The following is a 17,791-nucleotide window of genomic DNA, read 5'->3' on the forward strand; positions in this document are numbered from 1 at the left end:
GTCAGTATGTAGTTTTCCTGAAGCATGGGCAGAACAGTGTCATTAGTGGACTAATTGGATCAGGGCGATGTATGAACCCAAATTAGCGCGCCTTGCTGGGCGAGCGGAAAGCAAAGGGTTGATATGAAATGGAGCTTGGGATTCAGTAACGGACAGCGCTGTGCCAACGGCGCGCGCTGGGCTATGGTTCTGACATTGCTACTGGCGGCGTGTCAGACACCACCTCCGTTAATATCGCAACGGGGGTTAACAGCTCAACAGCAACAGGTATTGCGCAGTCAGGGATTCTCCGAGGGAGACGGGGGCTGGGAATTGCAAATGTTGGGGAAGTTGCTCTTTGAATTTGATTCTGCTGACGTGGGAGAGGCGGCGCGCACTAGGCTTATCGAACTTGCGCAAGCGTTGATGAAAGAGGGTATCGACCGCCTTCGCGTGGAAGGCTATACCGACGATAGCGGCAGCGCCACCTATAACCTTAAGCTCTCTTTGCGAAGGGCCCAGGCCGTGAGGAATGTGCTGGTGGAAGTTGGTATGCCTAAGCAGAATATCGAAATCAAGGGCTTTGGCAATACATCGCCTGTGTTATCACATAACTCCGCAGAAAATCGCCGCGTTGCAATCGTAGTGCCTTTGCTCTAGCTCTTTGAATTGAGTGTAATGTTGGGCCTTGTTGCATTACAGGGACTTCCCATGAATGCAAGCACTGGCCGGAATTCTTTTGACAAACAGGCATGTCCCGTCAGTCAAGACGATCAAAGCGCGTAAAACGAGGAACAGACTGCACATCTACAGACGGGGTTCAGCACAGATGTGCGCCCCAAGAAACAAACCGCGCAGCAAGGCTCCATTCAAATCCCGTGATGTCTTGCGACTCACAATGCAACAATCGAGCTTGCTTGCTGCTGGTCTGACCTGTTCATTGCATCTTTGATTTCACGTCTGGCATGTTGAATCCATCGTTTGGCTTATGCGCCAGCAAATAGGGGTTGCGTTGGGCGCGTGCTGATATGTGCAGCCTCGTAAGGGCGCTCATGGACCATGAGAGCCCACAGGATACGAGCATTCTTGTTGGCCAATGCAACGACGGCCTTTTGCCAGCCGCTGCGCTGCCTCAGGGCAATAGCCCATTGTGAGATGGGGTCCTGATTGTGTTTGCCCGTGAGCACTGCAGCCTTTGCGCCTTGCACCAGCAAAGAGCGTAGATAACTGTCGCCGCGCTTGGTAACGCCTCCCAGGTTGGATTTCCCGCCACTGGAATGTTGGCGGGGAGTCAACCCCAGCCAGGCCGCAAACTGTGCACCATTTTTGAACTGCTTGAAGTCACCAACGGTTGCGACAATGGCTGATGCCGTGAGTGTGTTGATTTCCACGCAGAAATGACCCAGTAGCCCCCGGGAGGGGATGCGGATAAAAACTTGGACTGGTTTACGCCGCAAGTCCAAGGCTCGCCCGGTATTCAACAGGGCTGAGAGAGCCAAGGGATATCTTGATCCGCTTCTCGTTGTACCAGCGGATGTACGAGTCGACCACCTCAATGAACTGCTCGATGGTCGTGCCCTTCCAGTCCCGAGGATAGAACAACTCGTTCTTGAGGCGGCCGAAGAAGCCTTCGCAAGCCGCGTTGTCAGGAGAGCAGGCCTTGCGAGACATCGAGCGGGTGAGGTTCGCCTCGCTCATCCTAGAGAGCCAGCCTGGCCAACGGTAGTGGCCACCACGATCAGAGTGGACCACTGGACGATCGCTTGTGTCTGCCACTGTCTCAATAGCTGCATCCAGCATTGAGTTGACCAGCTCTGCGTCCGGGCTCGTTCCAATGGTCCAGCTCACCACCATGCCGTCGAAGCAATCGATGATGGGTGACAGGTACACCTTGCCTGCTGGGATCTGGAATTCTGTAATGTCCGTGAGCCACTTTTCATTTGGGGTGGCCGCCTGGAAGTCACGGTTGATGATGTTATCTGGTGCCGGGCTGATCTCGCCGAGGTAGGACGCGAACCTGCGCCGCTTGGGCTTTGCGACGACCAGATTCTCTTGCTTCATCAGCCGCTGCACCACTTTCTCGGAGATCGGGCCTTGCTCTCTGGCCAGAGAGGCTTGCAGCCTGCGGTAGCCGTAGCAGCGGTGGTTGGACTCAAAGATCTCGGTAAGGGACTGGCGCACCACAAGGTACTTGTCGCCGACCACTGTGCGGGACCGATGGTAGAAGTACGAGCTGCGTGCAAGACCCAACTGTGCGAGGAGCTCTGGCAGGCGGTAGTGCTCCTTGAGGGCGTCAATCAGCAGTGTCTTCTCCCGGTTGGACAGGAGCTGCAGATCGACGCCCAGACCTTTTTTTAACAGTTCATTGGCCTTGTTCAAGAGGTCCTGCTCAAGGCGCAGTTGCCTGACTTCGCGGCGCAGTATCTCAACCTGGCGCTCGAGTTCTTCGCGCTCTCGCTCCTGCGGTGATTGATCGGTGTGTTTCATTGATGCGGGTGCCTCACGTCCCAGCAGCTGGTTCTTCCAGTTGTACAACGTTGGCCGGCATACGCCGAACTTATCAGCCACTGTTTGCGCACTTTGCTGCCGAGTGCAAAGCTCCATGACTCCCGCTTGCTTCAAGCTCTCGGGATACCTTCGTTGACCCACACTGCTAACCAGAGCCCTTCTGGCCTCAGGGAATGCCTCACGCACCCATTTGGTAAGCGTTCCACGACCGGGGTAGCCCAGCGCCCTCATGGTGGCCGCGATGCATCGGTCATGGGTGAGGTAGTGCTCGATGGTTGCGGCCTTCTGCGCCTGCGAGAACTTCGGTTCACGGCCTGCGTAGCCAGCGGACAAGTCGAGCTTGAGTTGGTACTCGTTGTACCAACCCTTCAAAGAATTCTTCGTCGGATAGCCCAGCTGCCGGATGGTGGGCCTGACGCGCTTGCCCAGCTTGATGTAGAGCTCAACGGCTCGGATTCGATCTTCGTAGGAATACATGAACTACCTCCTGGTAGTCCAAGTTTTCGTCCGCATCCCCCAAGCTCGATTGTTGCATTGTGAGTCGCAAGACATCACGGGATTTGAATGGAGCCTTGCTGCGCGGTTTGTTTCTTGGGGCGCACATCTGTGCTGAACCCCGTCTGTAGATGTGCAGTCTGTTCCTCGTTTTACGCGCTTTGATCGTCTTGACTGACGGGACATGCCTGTTTGTCAAAAGAATTCCGGCCAGTGCTTGCATTCATGGGAAGTCCCTGTAATGCAACAAAGCCCATTGGAGATGTCGGAGGCTGAATTGCTAGGGCGTGCACGACTATGATGCGCGAAGGTCGTAAAAGCTGGGGTTGGAGAGCTTGTGGGTGCGGTGACGAGAGGCATACAATGCTCGTCGATGTGGTTTTTCGATCATGTGCACCTCTAGACCTCTAGGTATGACAGCTCGGTGAGCGGGCTGATTCTGGAGGTAGAGCGGTCGCACGATGATACTTTTTGATTTGTTGGTATTTTTGTTGGTATTTTCATGGAAAGCATATCGACAATCAAGAGTTTATGAGGGTCTGGTAATAAAGTTCGATCCCCGCCAGCGCCAAGTCTCATCCGCCTGTGCTGGTAAATCTGGATTGACTTGGGTGTAGTTTTGAATTTGTGTCCAAATCTACGCTACAATACGCAGCTTAGCGGCTGTAGCTCAGCTGGATAGAGTACTTGGCTACGAACCAAGGGGTCGTGGGTTCGATTCCTGCCAGCCGCACCAAAAAATGAAAAAGCCTCAAGTGTCATCTTGAGGCTTTTTTATAGGTTGAAGCACTGTTTCGGGTTTGTTGGGGTTGCGGCCCTTCAAGAAATTTGCGAGAAATCGGAATTTTCTAAAAACTGCCAAAAATGATGCTACAATCTAGTTCTTCTTCGGAGGGGTGCCCGAGTGGCTAAAGGGGGCAGACTGTAAATCTGTTGGCTTACGCCTACACTGGTTCGAATCCAGTCCCCTCCACCAGAAATGGTTGAAGAAGCAGCTTTGCAGCAATTGCGTTCATTCGCGATTGATGCGGGAGTAGTTCAATGGTAGAACCCTAGCCTTCCAAGCTAATGACGCGGGTTCGATTCCCGTCTCCCGCTCCAGTTTGCAGTAAAGCGATGCTGTTGCAATTTTAAAAATTGCCCATGTGGCTCAGTGGTAGAGCACTCCCTTGGTAAGGGAGAGGTCGGCAGTTCGATCCTGCCCATGGGCACCATATTTAAGTGCGCACGGTTCCGGTTGCGCTATATCCCTCTAGGTTTAGGTTTTTTCGGAGTCAAGAATGGCAAAAGGAAAATTCGAGCGCACCAAGCCCCACGTGAACGTGGGCACCATCGGTCACGTTGACCACGGCAAGACCACCCTGACGGCTGCTATCGCTACCGTTCTGTCCAAGAAGTTTGGCGGCGAAGCCAAGGCTTACGACCAGATTGACGCGGCTCCTGAAGAAAAGGCCCGTGGTATCACCATCAACACCGCTCACGTTGAGTACGAAACGGCTAACCGCCACTACGCTCACGTTGACTGCCCAGGCCACGCTGACTATGTGAAGAACATGATCACCGGCGCTGCCCAGATGGACGGTGCTATCTTGGTTTGCTCTGCCGCTGACGGCCCAATGCCACAAACCCGCGAGCACATCCTGCTGTCGCGTCAGGTGGGCGTGCCTTACATCATCGTCTTCCTGAACAAGGCTGACATGGTGGACGACGAAGAACTGCTGGAACTGGTGGAAATGGAAGTCCGCGAACTGCTGGACAAGTACGATTTCCCTGGCGACGACACCCCTATCATCCGCGGCTCTGCAAAGCTGGCTCTGGAAGGCGACCAATCCGACAAGGGTGAGCCTGCCATCATGCGCCTGGCTGAAGCCCTGGACACCTACATCCCAACGCCTGAGCGCGCTGTGGACGGCACCTTCCTGATGCCTGTGGAAGACGTGTTCTCGATCTCCGGTCGTGGTACCGTGGTGACGGGCCGTATCGAGCGCGGTATCGTCAAGGTCGGCGAAGAAATCGAAATCGTCGGTATCAAGGACACCCAGAAGACCACCGTCACTGGCGTGGAAATGTTCCGCAAGCTGCTGGACCAAGGTCAAGCTGGTGACAACGTTGGTCTGCTGCTGCGCGGCACCAAGCGTGAAGACGTGGAGCGCGGCCAAGTGCTGTGCAAGCCAGGCTCCATCAAGCCACACACCCACTTCACCGCTGAAGTGTATGTGCTGAGCAAGGATGAAGGCGGTCGCCACACCCCATTCTTCAACAACTACCGTCCTCAGTTCTACTTCCGTACGACCGACGTGACCGGTGCCATCGAGCTGCCAGCCGACAAGGAAATGGTCATGCCTGGTGACAACGTGTCCATCACCGTCAAGCTGATCGCTCCTATCGCTATGGAAGAAGGTCTGCGCTTCGCTATCCGCGAAGGTGGCCGTACCGTTGGCGCTGGCGTGGTTGCCAAGATCATTGCGTAATTTTGAGATCGTAGGGGTATAGCTCAATTGGCAGAGCGTCGGTCTCCAAAACCGAAGGTTGTAGGTTCGATTCCTACTGCCCCTGCCACTGAATAAGTGGAAAACCAAGCCCGCCAGATCATGGCGGGCTTCGGCGTCTTGAATGATGCCTATTTTTAAATCTGATTGTCGACATGGCTGCTACACAAGTTGAAACTGTTAGTTCTGGTGCGGACAAGCTCAAGCTGTTTGCCGTGGCAGTATTGGTCATTGCTGGTATTGCAGGTTTCTATCTGCTCTCCAAGCAAGGCTCAGTGGTGCAATGGGCTGTGTTGCTGGTGGGCTTGATTGCTGCTGCTGCAGTGTTCTTGGTGTCTGAGCCGGGTAAGCAGTTTGTTGGTTTTGCCAAGGATTCGTGGCGCGAAGTCAAGAAGGTTGTCTGGCCTTCGCGCAAAGAGACATTGCAGATGACGGCTTACGTGTTTGCGTTTGTTGTTGTCATGTCTTTGTTCTTGTGGATGACTGATAAAACGCTGGAGTGGGTTCTTTACGACCTGGTTCTGGGCTGGAGGAAGTAATGTCGAACGCAGACGAAACAATGAATACAGGCGCCGAGGCGCCTATCGGCGCTGTTAATCCAGATCTGCGTTGGTATATCGTTCACGCCTACTCGGGAATGGAAAAGGCGGTGGAGCGCAATATCCAGGAGCGCATCAATCGCTCGGACATGCAAAGCAAGTTTGGTCGCATCCTTGTGCCGACCGAAGAAGTGGTGGAAGTGCGCAATGGTCAGAAGAAGACCACGGAGCGCCGCCTGTTTCCGGGCTATGTGTTCGTCGAAATGGTGATGGATGACGACACCTGGCACTTGGTGAAGCACACCAGCAAGGTGACCGGCTTTGTGGGTGGTGCCAAGAATCGCCCGGCACCGATCTCTGAAGCGGAAGTGCAGAAGATCGTTCACCAGATGGAAGAGGGCTCCGAGAAGCCTCGTCACAAGATCGAGTTCATCGTTGGTGAACTGATCCGAGTGAAAGAGGGCCCTTTCACCGATTTCAATGGAACTGTGGAAGAAGTAAACTACGAAAAGAGTCGACTTCGCGTTTCTGTTATGATATTCGGCCGCTCAACTCCTGTTGAGCTCGAATTTGGTCAGGTTGAGAAGACGTAAGTCTTTTTTATTGAAAACCTGATTTCTTTTCAGGCACTTACGGACTCGGTGCCTAAACAGAGTCTTAACCCCGGGGAGCCTGTTCGATTGTTGTGCAGGCGTTTGTACCCGCAAGGAGCTAAAAATGGCAAAGAAAATTGTCGGCTTCATCAAGCTGCAAGTACCAGCTGGTAAGGCCAATCCATCGCCACCTATCGGTCCCGCACTGGGTCAGCGTGGTTTGAACATCATGGAATTCTGCAAGGCGTTCAACGCCCAGACCCAAGGTGTTGAACCAGGTCTGCCACTGCCTGTGGTGATCACCGCTTTTGCGGACAAGAGCTTCACCTTCGTGATCAAGACCCCACCTGCAACGGTGCTGATCAAGAAGGCTATCAAGCTGGACAAGGGTTCGTCCAATCCTCTGGCTAACAAGGTTGGTAAGATCACCCGCGCTCAGCTGGAAGAGATCGCCAAGACCAAGCTGAAGGACATGAACGCCGCTGATGTGGACGCAGCTGTGCGTACGCTGGCTGGTTCTGCCCGTTCCATGGGCGTTACGGTGGAGGGCCTCTGAGATGGCAAAGTTGACCAAGAAGCAAAAAGCCCTGCAAGGCAAGGTGGACACCACCAAGCTGTACGCATTCGCTGATGCAGTCGCTCTCGTCAAGGAAGCTGCGACGGCCAAGTTTGATGAATCCATCGACGTGGCAATTCAGTTGGGCGTGGATGCCAAGAAGTCGGACCAAGTGGTGCGTGGTGCCGTGGTGCTGCCTCACGGTACTGGCAAGACCACTCGCGTTGCCGTGTTTGCACAAGGCGCCAAGGCTGAAGAAGCCAAGGCTGCAGGTGCTGACGTGGTGGGTATGGACGACCTGGCTGCAGAAGTCAAGGCCGGCAACATGCCTTTCGACGTGGTGATCGCTGCTCCTGACGCCATGCGCGTTGTGGGTACCCTGGGTCAGATCCTGGGCCCACGTGGCCTGATGCCAAACCCCAAGGTTGGCACGGTAACCCCTGATGTGGCAACGGCTGTGAAGAACGCCAAGGCTGGTCAGGTGCAGTTCCGCGTTGACAAGGCTGGTATCGTTCACTCGACCATTGGCCGCCGTTCGTTCGAGAACGTCAAGCTGCAAGGCAATCTGGCTGCACTGGTTGATGCTCTGAACAAGGCCAAGCCTGCTTCGAGCAAGGGCCTGTACCTGCGCAAGGTGGCAGTGTCGTCCACGATGGGTGTGGGCGTCCGTGTTGACGCACAAACCATCGCAGCGTAATTGCTAAAAAATCGTCAGACTGGCGCTTGGCGCCCGTCTGGTGTGGTGGGCTGCTATGGATTTTGAATAAATTTCCATGGCGGGCCATCCAAGACCGTTGGTGTGATGCAAGATCACTTAAATCTCTGGCCAACGCAGATGGCGATCCCGCTGCAGATGGATGAATTTCCGAAACAGTTGGTCGCTGCAACAAGAGCGCGCATGAGGGGCTTGCCCCGATTTGCGCATTTGAAGGAGTAGACCTTGAGTCTGAATCGCAGTGAGAAAGAAGCGGTCATCAATGAAGTGACCAGCCTCGCCGCTAAAGCTCAAACGCTTGTGTTCGCGGAATACCGCGGCATCACGGTCGCTGACATGACGAAGCTGCGTGTGGAAGCACGCAAGCAAGGCGTGACGCTGAGTGTTCTGAAGAACACCCTGGCTCGTCGCGCTGTTGCTGGTAGCAGCTTTGAAGTGGTGGCTGACCAGATGACCGGCCCGCTGATCTACGGTTTCTCTGAAGATGCAATCGCCGCTGCCAAGGTGGTGGCCGATTTCGCGAAGACCAACGACAAGTTGGTGATTCGCGGTGGTGCATTCGAAGGAAAGGCGTTGGACGCTAACAGCGTTAAGCAACTGGCAAGCGTGCCTTCCAAGGAAGTGCTGCTGGCCCAATTGTGTGGCTTGCTCATGTCGCCAATCTCGCGTACCGCCGTTGTGCTGGGCGCGCTGGCGGCCAAAAAGGGCGAAGGCGCCGAAGTTGCTGCAGCTTAAGCGCGGCAAAACCAACCGAAATATTTAGGAAATCAAAATGGCATTCGATAAAGACGCATTCCTGACCGCTCTGGACAGCATGACTGTTCTGGAACTGAACGACCTGGTCAAGGCAATTGAAGAGAAGTTTGGCGTGAGCGCTGCTGCTATGGCCGCTCCTGCTGCTGGTGGTGGTGGCGGTGCTGCTGCTGCTGAAGAAAAGACCGAGTTCAACCTGGTGCTGGCTGAAGCTGGCTCCAACAAGGTTGGCGTGATCAAGGCCGTGCGTGAAATCACCGGTCTGGGTCTGAAGGAAGCCAAGGACATGGTCGACGGCGCTCCTAAGGTTCTGAAGGAAGCTATGCCGAAGGCTGACGCCGAAGCTGCTGCCAAGAAGCTGACCGAAGCTGGTGCAAAGGCCGAACTCAAGTAATTGAGGGCTTTTTCAAGGCTGGAGTACCCGAAAAGGTGCTCCAGCCTTTGGTGCTTCTGGAAAAGCCTTTGTACAGAGGCCACCACAAAACATTCTGATCAGATTGTTTTGTAGTGTTTTCTAACATCCGACACTAGAAAACCCCTTGGTTCGGGTGGTGTGCAATGCACCACCGTCTGCCATGGTTGGTAGTGGCCAACCCGCCAAGCTGCAGCCCCTTTGAGGGGTTTGTCGTCGAAGACCCAGGACTCATGTCTTTGCCCGGAGATCTCATGGCCTATTCTTACACCGAACGCAAGCGAATTCGCAAAAGTTTCGGCAGCCGCGATAGCGTGCTCGAAGTGCCTTACCTGTTGCAAATGCAAAAAGATGCTTATACGGCATTCTTGCAATCAGGCACGGCCCCCAAAAAACGTACCGACGAAGGCCTGCAAGCGGCTTTCACTTCTGCCTTCCCGATTGTCTCCCACAACGGCTTCGTGGAAATGAAGTTTGTGGAGTACAACCTGGCCAAGCCAGCGTTCGACGTGCGCGAATGCCAGACCCGTGGTCTGACCTTCTCCTCGGCTGTGCGTGCTAAGGTGCAATTGATCATTTACGACCGTGAGTCCTCCACGCCGCAGTCCAAGGTGGTCAAGGAAGTGAAGGAGCAGGAAGTCTACATGGGCGAAGTGCCCCTGATGACCGACAAGGGCTCGTTCATTGTCAACGGTACCGAGCGTGTGATCGTCTCGCAGCTGCACCGCTCGCCAGGCGTGTTCTTCGAACACGACAAGGGCAAGACCCACAGCTCGGGCAAGCTGCTGTTCTCGGCGCGCATCATCCCTTACCGCGGTTCGTGGCTCGACTTCGAGTTCGATCCCAAGGACCTGCTGTACTTCCGCGTGGACCGTCGCCGCAAGATGCCGGTGTCGATCCTGCTGAAGGCCATTGGCATGACGCCTGAGTCTATCCTGGCGACCTTCTACGAAAACGACAATTTCCGTCTGATGGACAGCGGCGCGCAAATGGAGTTTGTGGCCGACCGTCTGAAGGGTGAAGTTGCGCGTTTCGACATCACCGACAAATCGGGCAAGGTGGTCGTGGCCAAGGACAAGCGCATTACCGCGCGCCACACCCGCGAACTGGAACAATCGGGCACCCAATTTGTCAGCGTGCCAGAAGACTTCCTGCTCGGTCGCGTGGTTGCCAAGAACATCGTTGACCCCGATACCGGCGAGATCATTGCCAAGGCCAACGAAGAGCTGACCGAAGCGCTGCTCAAGAAGCTGCGCAGCGCCGGCATCAAGGATCTGCCTTGCATCTACACGAATGAGCTGAGCCACGGCGCCTACATTTCGCAGACGCTGCGTACCGATGAAACCGTGGACGAGTTCGCTGCCCGCGTAGCCATCTATCGCATGATGCGCCCCGGCGAGCCGCCAACGGAAGATGCGGTGCAGGCGCTGTTCCAGCGTTTGTTCTACAACGAGGACACGTACGACCTGTCGCGCGTGGGCCGCATGAAGTTCAACGCCAAGATCGGCCGCAACACGCCGACGGGCCCGATGGTGCTGTCCAACGAAGACATCCTGGAAGTTGTGAAGATTCTGGTGGATCTGCGCAACGGCAATGGCGAAGTCGACGACATCGACCACCTGGGCAACCGTCGCGTGCGCTGCGTGGGCGAGCTGGCCGAAAACCAGTTCCGCACCGGCCTGGCGCGTATCGAGAAGGCTGTGAAGGAGCGTCTGGGCCAGGCTGAGCAAGAGCCGCTGATGCCTCACGACCTGATCAACAGCAAGCCGATTTCGGCCGCACTGAAGGAATTCTTCGGCGCTTCGCAGCTGTCGCAGTTCATGGACCAGACCAACCCGCTGGCAGAAATCACGCACAAGCGTCGTGTTTCCGCTCTGGGCCCAGGCGGTCTGACCCGCGAGCGTGCAGGCTTTGAAGTGCGTGACGTGCACGTGACCCACTACGGCCGCGTCTGCCCGATCGAAACGCCTGAAGGTCCGAACATCGGCCTGATCAACTCGCTGGCCCTGTACGCTCGCCTGAACGAATACGGTTTCATCGAAACGCCATACCGCCGCGTGGTGGACGGCAAGGTCACGAACGAGATCGATTACCTGTCTGCCATCGAAGAAGGCAAGTATGTGATCGCTCAGGCCAATGCCGAGCTGGACAAGGACGGTCGCCTGACGGGTGACCTGGTGTCTGCCCGTGAGAACGGGGATTCGACCCTGCTGTCGGCCGAGCGCGTGCAGTACATGGACGTGTCGCCTGCGCAGATCGTGTCGGTGGCTGCCTCGCTGATTCCTTTCCTGGAACACGATGACGCGAACCGCGCGTTGATGGGTGCCAACATGTCGCGCCAGGCCGTGCCTGTGCTGCGTCCTGAAAAGCCCATGGTCGGTACCGGTATCGAGCGCGTCGCTGCCGTGGACTCGGGTACGGTGGTGACCGCTACCCGTGGCGGTATCGTTGACTACGTGGATGCGACCCGTATCGTGATCCGCGTGAACGACGAAGAAGCGGTGGCCGGTGAAGTGGGTGTGGACATCTACAACCTCATCAAGTACCAGCGCTCCAACCAGAACACCAACATCCACCAGCGCCCTGTAGTCAAGCGTGGTGACACGCTGGCCAAGGGCGATGTGATCGCCGATGGTGCATCGACCGACCTGGGCGAAATCGCCATTGGTCAGAACATGCTGATCGCGTTCATGACCTGGAACGGCTACAACTTCGAAGACTCGATCCTGATCTCCGAACGCGTGGTCGCAGAAGACCGCTATACCTCGATCCACATTGAAGAACTCGTGGTGATGGCTCGCGACACCAAGCTGGGTGCCGAAGAAATCACGCGCGACATTCCGAACCTGTCCGAGCAGCAACTCAACCGTCTCGACGAGTCCGGCATCATTTACGTGGGTGCAGAAGTACAGCCTGGCGATGTGCTGGTGGGCAAGGTCACGCCAAAGGGCGAGACCACGCTGACGCCTGAAGAGAAGCTGCTGCGCGCTATCTTCGGCGAGAAGGCATCCGATGTGAAGGACACCTCACTGCGTGTGGATCAGGGCTCGCAAGGTACCGTGATCGACGTGCAGGTCTTCACCCGTGAAGGCATCCAGCGCGACAAGCGTGCTCAGCAGATCATCGACGATGAACTCAAGCGCTTCCGTCTGGACCTGAACGACCAGTTGCGTATCGTTGAAGCCGACGCGTTTGATCGTATTGCCAAGCTGCTGAACGGCCGCGTGGCCAACGGTGGTCCGCAAAAGCTGGCCAAGGGCACGAAGATCGACAAGGCGTATCTCGACAGCGTGGAGAAATTCCACTGGTTCGACATTCGCCCAGCCGAAGACGACGTGGCTGCACAACTGGAGTCCATCAAGAACTCCATCGAGCAGCAGCGCCATAACTTCGACCTGGCGTTCGAAGAAAAGCGCAAGAAGCTCACGCAAGGTGATGAGCTGCCTGCCGGCGTGCTCAAGATGGTCAAGGTGTACCTGGCCGTCAAGCGCCGCCTGCAGCCAGGCGACAAGATGGCCGGCCGCCACGGTAACAAGGGTGTGGTCTCCAAGATCGTGCCGGTGGAAGACATGCCATTCATGGCAGATGGCACCACCGCCGACATCGTGCTGAACCCGCTGGGCGTGCCATCGCGCATGAACATCGGCCAGGTGCTGGAAGTCCATCTGGGCTGGGCAGGCAAGGGTCTGGGTCAGCGTATCGGCGACATGCTGCAGGCCGAAGCCCGCGCTACCGAAGTGCGCTCCTTCCTGGAAGAGGTGTACAACAGCCGCGGCCGCAAGGAAGACCTCAAGCAGCTGTCCGACGAACAGGTCATGGCCATGGCCGAAAACCTGAAGAACGGTGTGCCATTCGCAACGCCAGTGTTCGACGGTGCTTCGGAACAGGAAATCAAGGACATGCTGAAGCTGGCATACCCTGATGACATCCAGGCACGCAAGGGCCTGACCGAGCCACGCACGCAGGCTTATCTGTATGACGGCCGCACCGGTGAGCGCTTCGAGCGCCCCACCACGATTGGCTACATGCACTATCTGAAGCTGCACCATCTGGTTGACGACAAGATGCATGCCCGCTCCACCGGTCCTTACTCGCTGGTGACGCAGCAACCTCTGGGCGGCAAGGCCCAGTTCGGTGGCCAGCGTTTCGGTGAAATGGAAGTGTGGGCGCTGGAAGCTTATGGCGCCGCCTATGTGCTGCAGGAAATGCTGACCGTGAAGTCCGATGACGTGCAAGGCCGTACCAAGGTGTACGAGTCCATCGTCAAGGGCGAACACGCCATCGAAGCCGGCATGCCGGAATCGTTCAATGTTCTGGTCAAGGAAATCCGTTCCTTGGGCCTGGACATCGAACTGGAACGTTCTTAATTTGAAGGGGGTAAGAGTCTATGAAATCGCTACTCGACCTGTTCAAGCAATTCACGCCTGATGAGCATTTCGATGCCATCAAGATCGGTCTGGCTTCGCCCGAAAAGATCCGTTCGTGGTCTTTCGGTGAAGTGAAGAAGCCCGAGACCATCAACTACCGTACCTTCAAGCCAGAGCGCGACGGTCTGTTCTGCGCCAAGATCTTTGGCCCGATCAAGGACTACGAGTGCCTGTGCGGCAAGTACAAGCGTCTGAAGCACCGCGGTGTGATCTGCGAGAAGTGCGGCGTTGAAGTCACCCAGACCAAGGTGCGCCGCGAACGCATGGGCCACATCGATCTGGCCGCGCCTTGCGCCCACATCTGGTTCCTGAAGTCGCTGCCTTCGCGTCTGGGCCTGGTGCTCGACATGACGCTGCGTGACATTGAGCGCGTGCTGTACTTCGAAGCGTATGTGGTGACCGACCCCGGCATGACCCCGCTGAAGAAGTTCAGCATCATGTCGGAAGACGAATACGACAAGAACGTCGAAGAGTACGGTGATGAGTTCGTTGCCAAGATGGGCGCCGAAGGTATCAAGGACCTGCTCGAAGGCATCGAAATCGATGCGGAAATCGAGCGTCTGCGCAATGACCTGACCGGCTCCGAAGTCAAGGTCAAGAAGAACGCCAAGCGCCTGAAGCTCCTGGAAGCGTTCAAGAAGTCCGGTATCAAGCCCGGCTGGATGGTGATGGAAGTGCTGCCTGTGCTGCCTCCCGATCTGCGTCCGCTGGTGCCGCTGGACGGCGGCCGCTTTGCGACCTCCGACCTGAACGACCTGTACCGCCGCGTCATCAACCGCAATTCGCGTCTGCGCCGCCTGCTGGAGCTGAAGGCTCCGGAAATCATCGCGCGCAACGAAAAGCGCATGCTGCAGGAAGCCGTCGACTCGCTGCTGGACAACGGCCGCCGTGGCAAGGCCATGACGGGCGCGAACAAGCGCGCGTTGAAGTCGCTGGCTGACATGATCAAGGGCAAGAGCGGCCGCTTCCGCCAGAATCTGCTGGGTAAGCGCGTCGACTACTCGGGTCGCTCGGTCATTACCGTGGGCCCAACGCTCAAGCTGCACCAGTGCGGTCTGCCCAAGCTGATGGCGCTGGAGCTGTTCAAGCCTTTCATCTTCGCGCAGCTCGAAGCGCGTGGCATTGCCACGACCATCAAGGCCGCCAAGAAGGAAGTGGAAACCGGCACACCGGTGGTGTGGGACATTCTGGAAGAGGTGATCCGCGAGCATCCGATCATGCTCAACCGCGCACCTACGCTGCACCGTTTGGGTATCCAGGCGTTCGAGCCTATCTTGATTGAAGGCAAGGCCCTGCAACTGCACCCGCTGGTCTGCGCGGCTTTCAACGCCGACTTCGACGGTGACCAGATGGCTGTGCACGTTCCCCTGTCGGTGGAAGCGCAGATGGAAGCCCGCACCCTGATGCTGGCCTCCAACAACGTGCTGTTCCCCGCTTCGGGCGAGCCTTCGATCGTTCCTTCTCAGGACGTGGTGCTGGGCCTGTACCAGGCGACCCGCGAGAAGATCAACGGCAAGGGCGAAGGCATGGTGTTCGCGGATCTGGGCGAAGTGCAGCGCGCACTGGACGCCGGTGAAGCCGAGCGCGCAGCCAAGATCAGCGTGCGTCTGACCGAGTGGAGCAAGAACAAGGCCACCGGTGAGTTCGAGCCATCGACCAAGCTGGTGGAAACCACCGTTGGCCGCGCACTGCTGTCCGAGATCCTGCCCAAGGGCATGCCCTTCTCGACGATCAACAAGACGTTGAAGAAGAAGGAAATCTCCAAGCTGATCAACATCTCGTTCCGCAAGTGCGGTCTGAAGGAAACCGTGGTGTTCGCCGACAAGCTGCTGCAAAACGGCTTCCGTCTGGCAACGCGCTCCGGTATCTCGATCGCCATCGGCGACATGCTGGTGCCTCCGCAGAAGGCGGAAATCATCGGTCGCGCCGAAGCCGAGGTCAAGGAGATCGAACAGCAATACGTCTCGGGTCTGGTGACCTCGGGCGAGCGCTACAACAAGGTCGTGGACATCTGGGGCAAGGCCGGTGACGAAGTCTCCAAGGTCATGATGGCTCAGTTGGCCAAGGAAAAGGTGGTGGACCGCCATGGTAAGGAAGTCGATCAGGAATCGTTCAACGCGATTTACATGATGGCCGACTCCGGTGCTCGTGGCTCTGCTGCCCAGATCCGTCAGCTGGCTGGTATGCGTGGTCTGATGGCCAAGCCTGATGGCTCCATCATCGAGACGCCGATTACCGCGAACTTCCGCGAAGGCCTGAACGTGTTGCAGTACTTCATCTCCACGCACGGCGCCCGTAAGGGTCTGGCCGACACGGCGTTGAAGACCGCAAACTCGGGTTACCTGACCCGTCGTCTGGTGGATGTGACGCAGGATCTGGTCATCACCGAGACCGACTGCGGTACGCACAACGGCACGCTGATGCGCGCTGTGGTGGAAGGTGGTGAAGTGATCGAGTCGCTGCGCGACCGTATCCTCGGCCGTACTGCGGCTGACGAAGTGCTGCACCCCGAAACCCGCGCAGTGCTGGCCAAGGCTGGCGATCTGCTGGACGAAGACTTGATCGAAGAGCTCGAAGCTGCTGGCGTCGATGAAGTGAAGGTGCGCACGGCGCTGACCTGCGAAACGCGCTTTGGCCTGTGCGCAACCTGCTATGGCCGCGACCTGGGCCGTGGCGGCATGATCAACCTCGGCGAAGCCGTCGGTGTGATCGCTGCCCAGTCCATCGGTGAACCAGGCACGCAGCTGACCATGCGTACCTTCCACATTGGTGGTGCCGCATCGCGTGCTGCCGTGGCATCGAGCGTGGAAGCCAAGTCCAATGGTGTGGTCGGCTTCAACGCCGCCATGCGCTACGTGACCAACAACAAGGGCGAGCTGGTGGTGATTTCGCGTTCGGGCGAGATCGTGATCCAGGACGAGTATGGCCGCGAGCGCGAGCGTCACAAGCTGCCTTATGGCGCAACGCTCACCGTCAAGCCTGATCAGCAGATCAAGGCCGGTACGATCCTGGCGAACTGGGACCCACTGACCCGACCCATCATTACCGAATACGCCGGCCAGGTGAAGTTCGAGAATGTGGAAGAAGGTCTGACGGTGGCCAAGCAGGTCGACGAAGTGACCGGTCTGTCCACGCTGGTGGTGATCGATCCGAAGCACCGTGGCTCTGCCAAGGTGGTGCGTCCACAGGTCAAGCTGGCCGATGCCAATGGCCAGGAAGTCAAGATCCCTGGTACCGACCATGCAGTGACGATCGGCTTCCAGGTCGGCGCTCTGTTGCAGGTGCGTGATGGCCAGGAAGTGGGCCCCGGCGAAGTGCTGGCACGTATCCCGATGGAAGGCCAGAAGACCCGCGACATTACCGGTGGTCTGCCACGCGTGGCCGAGCTGTTCGAGGCCCGTACGCCGAAGGACAAGGGTGCGCTGGCAGAAATGACCGGCACCATCTCCTACGGCAAGGAAACCAAGGGCAAGGTGCGCCTGCAGATCACCGATCTGGAAGGCAAGGTCTGGGAAGAGCTGGTTCCGAAGGAACGCAACATCCTGGTGCACGAAGGTCAGGTGGTGAACAAGGGCGAACTGATCGTCGACGGTCCAGCCGATCCGCAGGACATCCTGCGTCTGCTGGGCATCGAAGAGCTGTCGCGCTACATCGTTGACGAAGTGCAGGATGTGTACCGTCTGCAGGGTGTGAAGATCAATGACAAGCACATCGAGGTGATCGTTCGCCAGATGCTGCGCCGCGTCGTGATCGAAGCCCCAGGCGATACCACCTACATCCAGGGCGAGCAGGTGGAGCGTTCCGAGGTGCTCAACACCAACGAAGCAGCGCAGCGCGATGGCAAGATCCCTGCAACGTATTCGAACGTGTTGCTGGGTATCACCAAGGCTTCGCTGTCGACCGACTCCTTCATCTCGGCCGCTTCCTTCCAGGAAACGACCCGCGTGCTGACCGAGGCTGCCATCATGGGCAAGCGCGACGAGTTGCGTGGCCTGAAGGAAAACGTCATCGTCGGCCGTCTGATCCCCGCCGGTACCGGTCTGGCTTACCACCAGGCTCGCAAGGCCAAGGACGAGATGGACGAGGCCGAGCGCCGCGCCATCGCCGATGCGGAAGCTGCTGAGCTGGCTGCTGCGTCGGAAGAAGTCACGGCTTCTACCGATGGCGCTGCTGCAGACCCTGCAGCGGACTAAGGCGTCAAACATCTGGCAGGCGCAGCCTGCCAGATGCGGATCCCGGAAGACCCGTAATTTCGCGCAGCGGAGTTACGGGTTTTTTATGTTTTATGCGCATGACGCATGTCCGGAATCCATCCGGACTATTCA

Annotated in this window: 11 protein-coding genes, 5 tRNA genes and 1 pseudogene; 15 read left to right on the forward strand and 2 right to left on the reverse strand. The window is 57.2% G+C overall.

Annotation, left to right across the window (positions count from 1 at the left end):
• Nucleotides 1-123 precede the first annotated feature (123 nt).
• Nucleotides 124-639: an OmpA family protein gene (locus tag LAD35_RS02300; RefSeq protein ID WP_224151131.1), complete on the forward strand. Its 516-nt coding sequence runs from the start codon at nt 124-126 to the stop codon at nt 637-639.
• A gap of 326 nt (nt 640-965) precedes the next feature.
• Here LAD35_RS02300 and LAD35_RS02305 read toward each other — a convergent pair.
• Both LAD35_RS02305 and LAD35_RS02310 read right to left on the reverse strand, forming a co-directional pair.
• Nucleotides 966-1,364, reverse strand: a pseudogene (locus LAD35_RS02305) (transposase); the annotation flags it as partial.
• Nucleotides 1,365-1,425: 61 nt separating this feature from the next.
• Nucleotides 1,426-2,964 carry an IS3 family transposase gene (locus LAD35_RS02310; RefSeq protein WP_224151132.1) on the reverse strand — a complete coding sequence of 513 codons (1,539 nt, stop codon included), beginning with the start codon at nt 2,962-2,964 and terminating at the stop codon, nt 1,426-1,428.
• A gap of 677 nt (nt 2,965-3,641) precedes the next feature.
• On the opposite strand from LAD35_RS02310, the gene LAD35_RS02315 reads away from it, so the two are divergent.
• From LAD35_RS02315 to rpoC, 14 genes are all read left to right on the forward strand, one after another.
• Nucleotides 3,642-3,718: transfer RNA gene (locus tag LAD35_RS02315), tRNA-Arg, on the forward strand.
• 154 nt (nt 3,719-3,872) lie between these two features.
• Nucleotides 3,873-3,958: transfer RNA gene (locus LAD35_RS02320), tRNA-Tyr, on the forward strand.
• A 51-nt stretch (nt 3,959-4,009) separates the two neighbouring features.
• Nucleotides 4,010-4,083 (forward strand) — tRNA-Gly (locus LAD35_RS02325).
• 38 nt (nt 4,084-4,121) lie between these two features.
• Nucleotides 4,122-4,196: transfer RNA gene (locus LAD35_RS02330), tRNA-Thr, on the forward strand.
• Between the two features lie 66 nt (nt 4,197-4,262).
• On the forward strand, nt 4,263-5,453 hold the full coding sequence (tuf, locus tag LAD35_RS02335; RefSeq protein WP_224151095.1) for an elongation factor Tu: 1,191 nt from the start codon (nt 4,263-4,265) through the stop codon (nt 5,451-5,453).
• A 12-nt stretch (nt 5,454-5,465) separates the two neighbouring features.
• Nucleotides 5,466-5,541: transfer RNA gene (locus LAD35_RS02340), tRNA-Trp, on the forward strand.
• Between the two features lie 85 nt (nt 5,542-5,626).
• Nucleotides 5,627-6,010 (forward strand): preprotein translocase subunit SecE, encoded by a 384-nt coding sequence (secE, locus tag LAD35_RS02345; protein ID WP_224151133.1) that lies wholly within the window; start codon nt 5,627-5,629, stop codon nt 6,008-6,010.
• Complete coding sequence (gene nusG / locus LAD35_RS02350; RefSeq protein ID WP_224151134.1) at nt 6,010-6,603, forward strand: transcription termination/antitermination protein NusG; 594 nt, start codon at nt 6,010-6,012, stop codon at nt 6,601-6,603. The genes secE and nusG overlap by 1 nt, the downstream gene beginning before the upstream one ends.
• Before the next feature lie 124 nt (nt 6,604-6,727).
• Nucleotides 6,728-7,159 carry a 50S ribosomal protein L11 gene (gene rplK / locus LAD35_RS02355; RefSeq protein ID WP_184710530.1) on the forward strand — a complete coding sequence of 144 codons (432 nt, stop codon included), beginning with the start codon at nt 6,728-6,730 and terminating at the stop codon, nt 7,157-7,159.
• Between the two features lies 1 nt (nt 7,160).
• Nucleotides 7,161-7,856 (forward strand): 50S ribosomal protein L1, encoded by a 696-nt coding sequence (gene rplA / locus LAD35_RS02360; RefSeq protein WP_224151135.1) that lies wholly within the window; start codon nt 7,161-7,163, stop codon nt 7,854-7,856.
• Between the two features lie 243 nt (nt 7,857-8,099).
• Nucleotides 8,100-8,609, forward strand: coding sequence for a 50S ribosomal protein L10 (gene rplJ, locus LAD35_RS02365; protein ID WP_224151136.1), 510 nt, complete (start codon nt 8,100-8,102; stop codon nt 8,607-8,609).
• Between the two features lie 37 nt (nt 8,610-8,646).
• Entirely contained in the window at nt 8,647-9,021 is a 375-nt protein-coding gene (rplL, locus tag LAD35_RS02370; RefSeq protein ID WP_224151137.1) for a 50S ribosomal protein L7/L12, read from the forward strand.
• Between the two features lie 272 nt (nt 9,022-9,293).
• Nucleotides 9,294-13,406 (forward strand): DNA-directed RNA polymerase subunit beta, encoded by a 4,113-nt coding sequence (rpoB, locus tag LAD35_RS02375; protein WP_224151138.1) that lies wholly within the window; start codon nt 9,294-9,296, stop codon nt 13,404-13,406.
• 20 nt (nt 13,407-13,426) lie between these two features.
• The gene (gene rpoC, locus LAD35_RS02380) at nt 13,427-17,659 is read left to right on the forward strand and encodes a DNA-directed RNA polymerase subunit beta' (protein ID WP_224151139.1); all 4,233 of its coding nucleotides are present in this window, start codon (nt 13,427-13,429) and stop codon (nt 17,657-17,659) included.
• Nucleotides 17,660-17,791 lie beyond the last annotated feature (132 nt).

It is taken from the genome of Comamonas odontotermitis, assembly GCF_020080045.1.
In the GTDB taxonomy this organism is placed as follows: Bacteria; Pseudomonadota; Gammaproteobacteria; order Burkholderiales; family Burkholderiaceae_C; genus Comamonas; species Comamonas odontotermitis.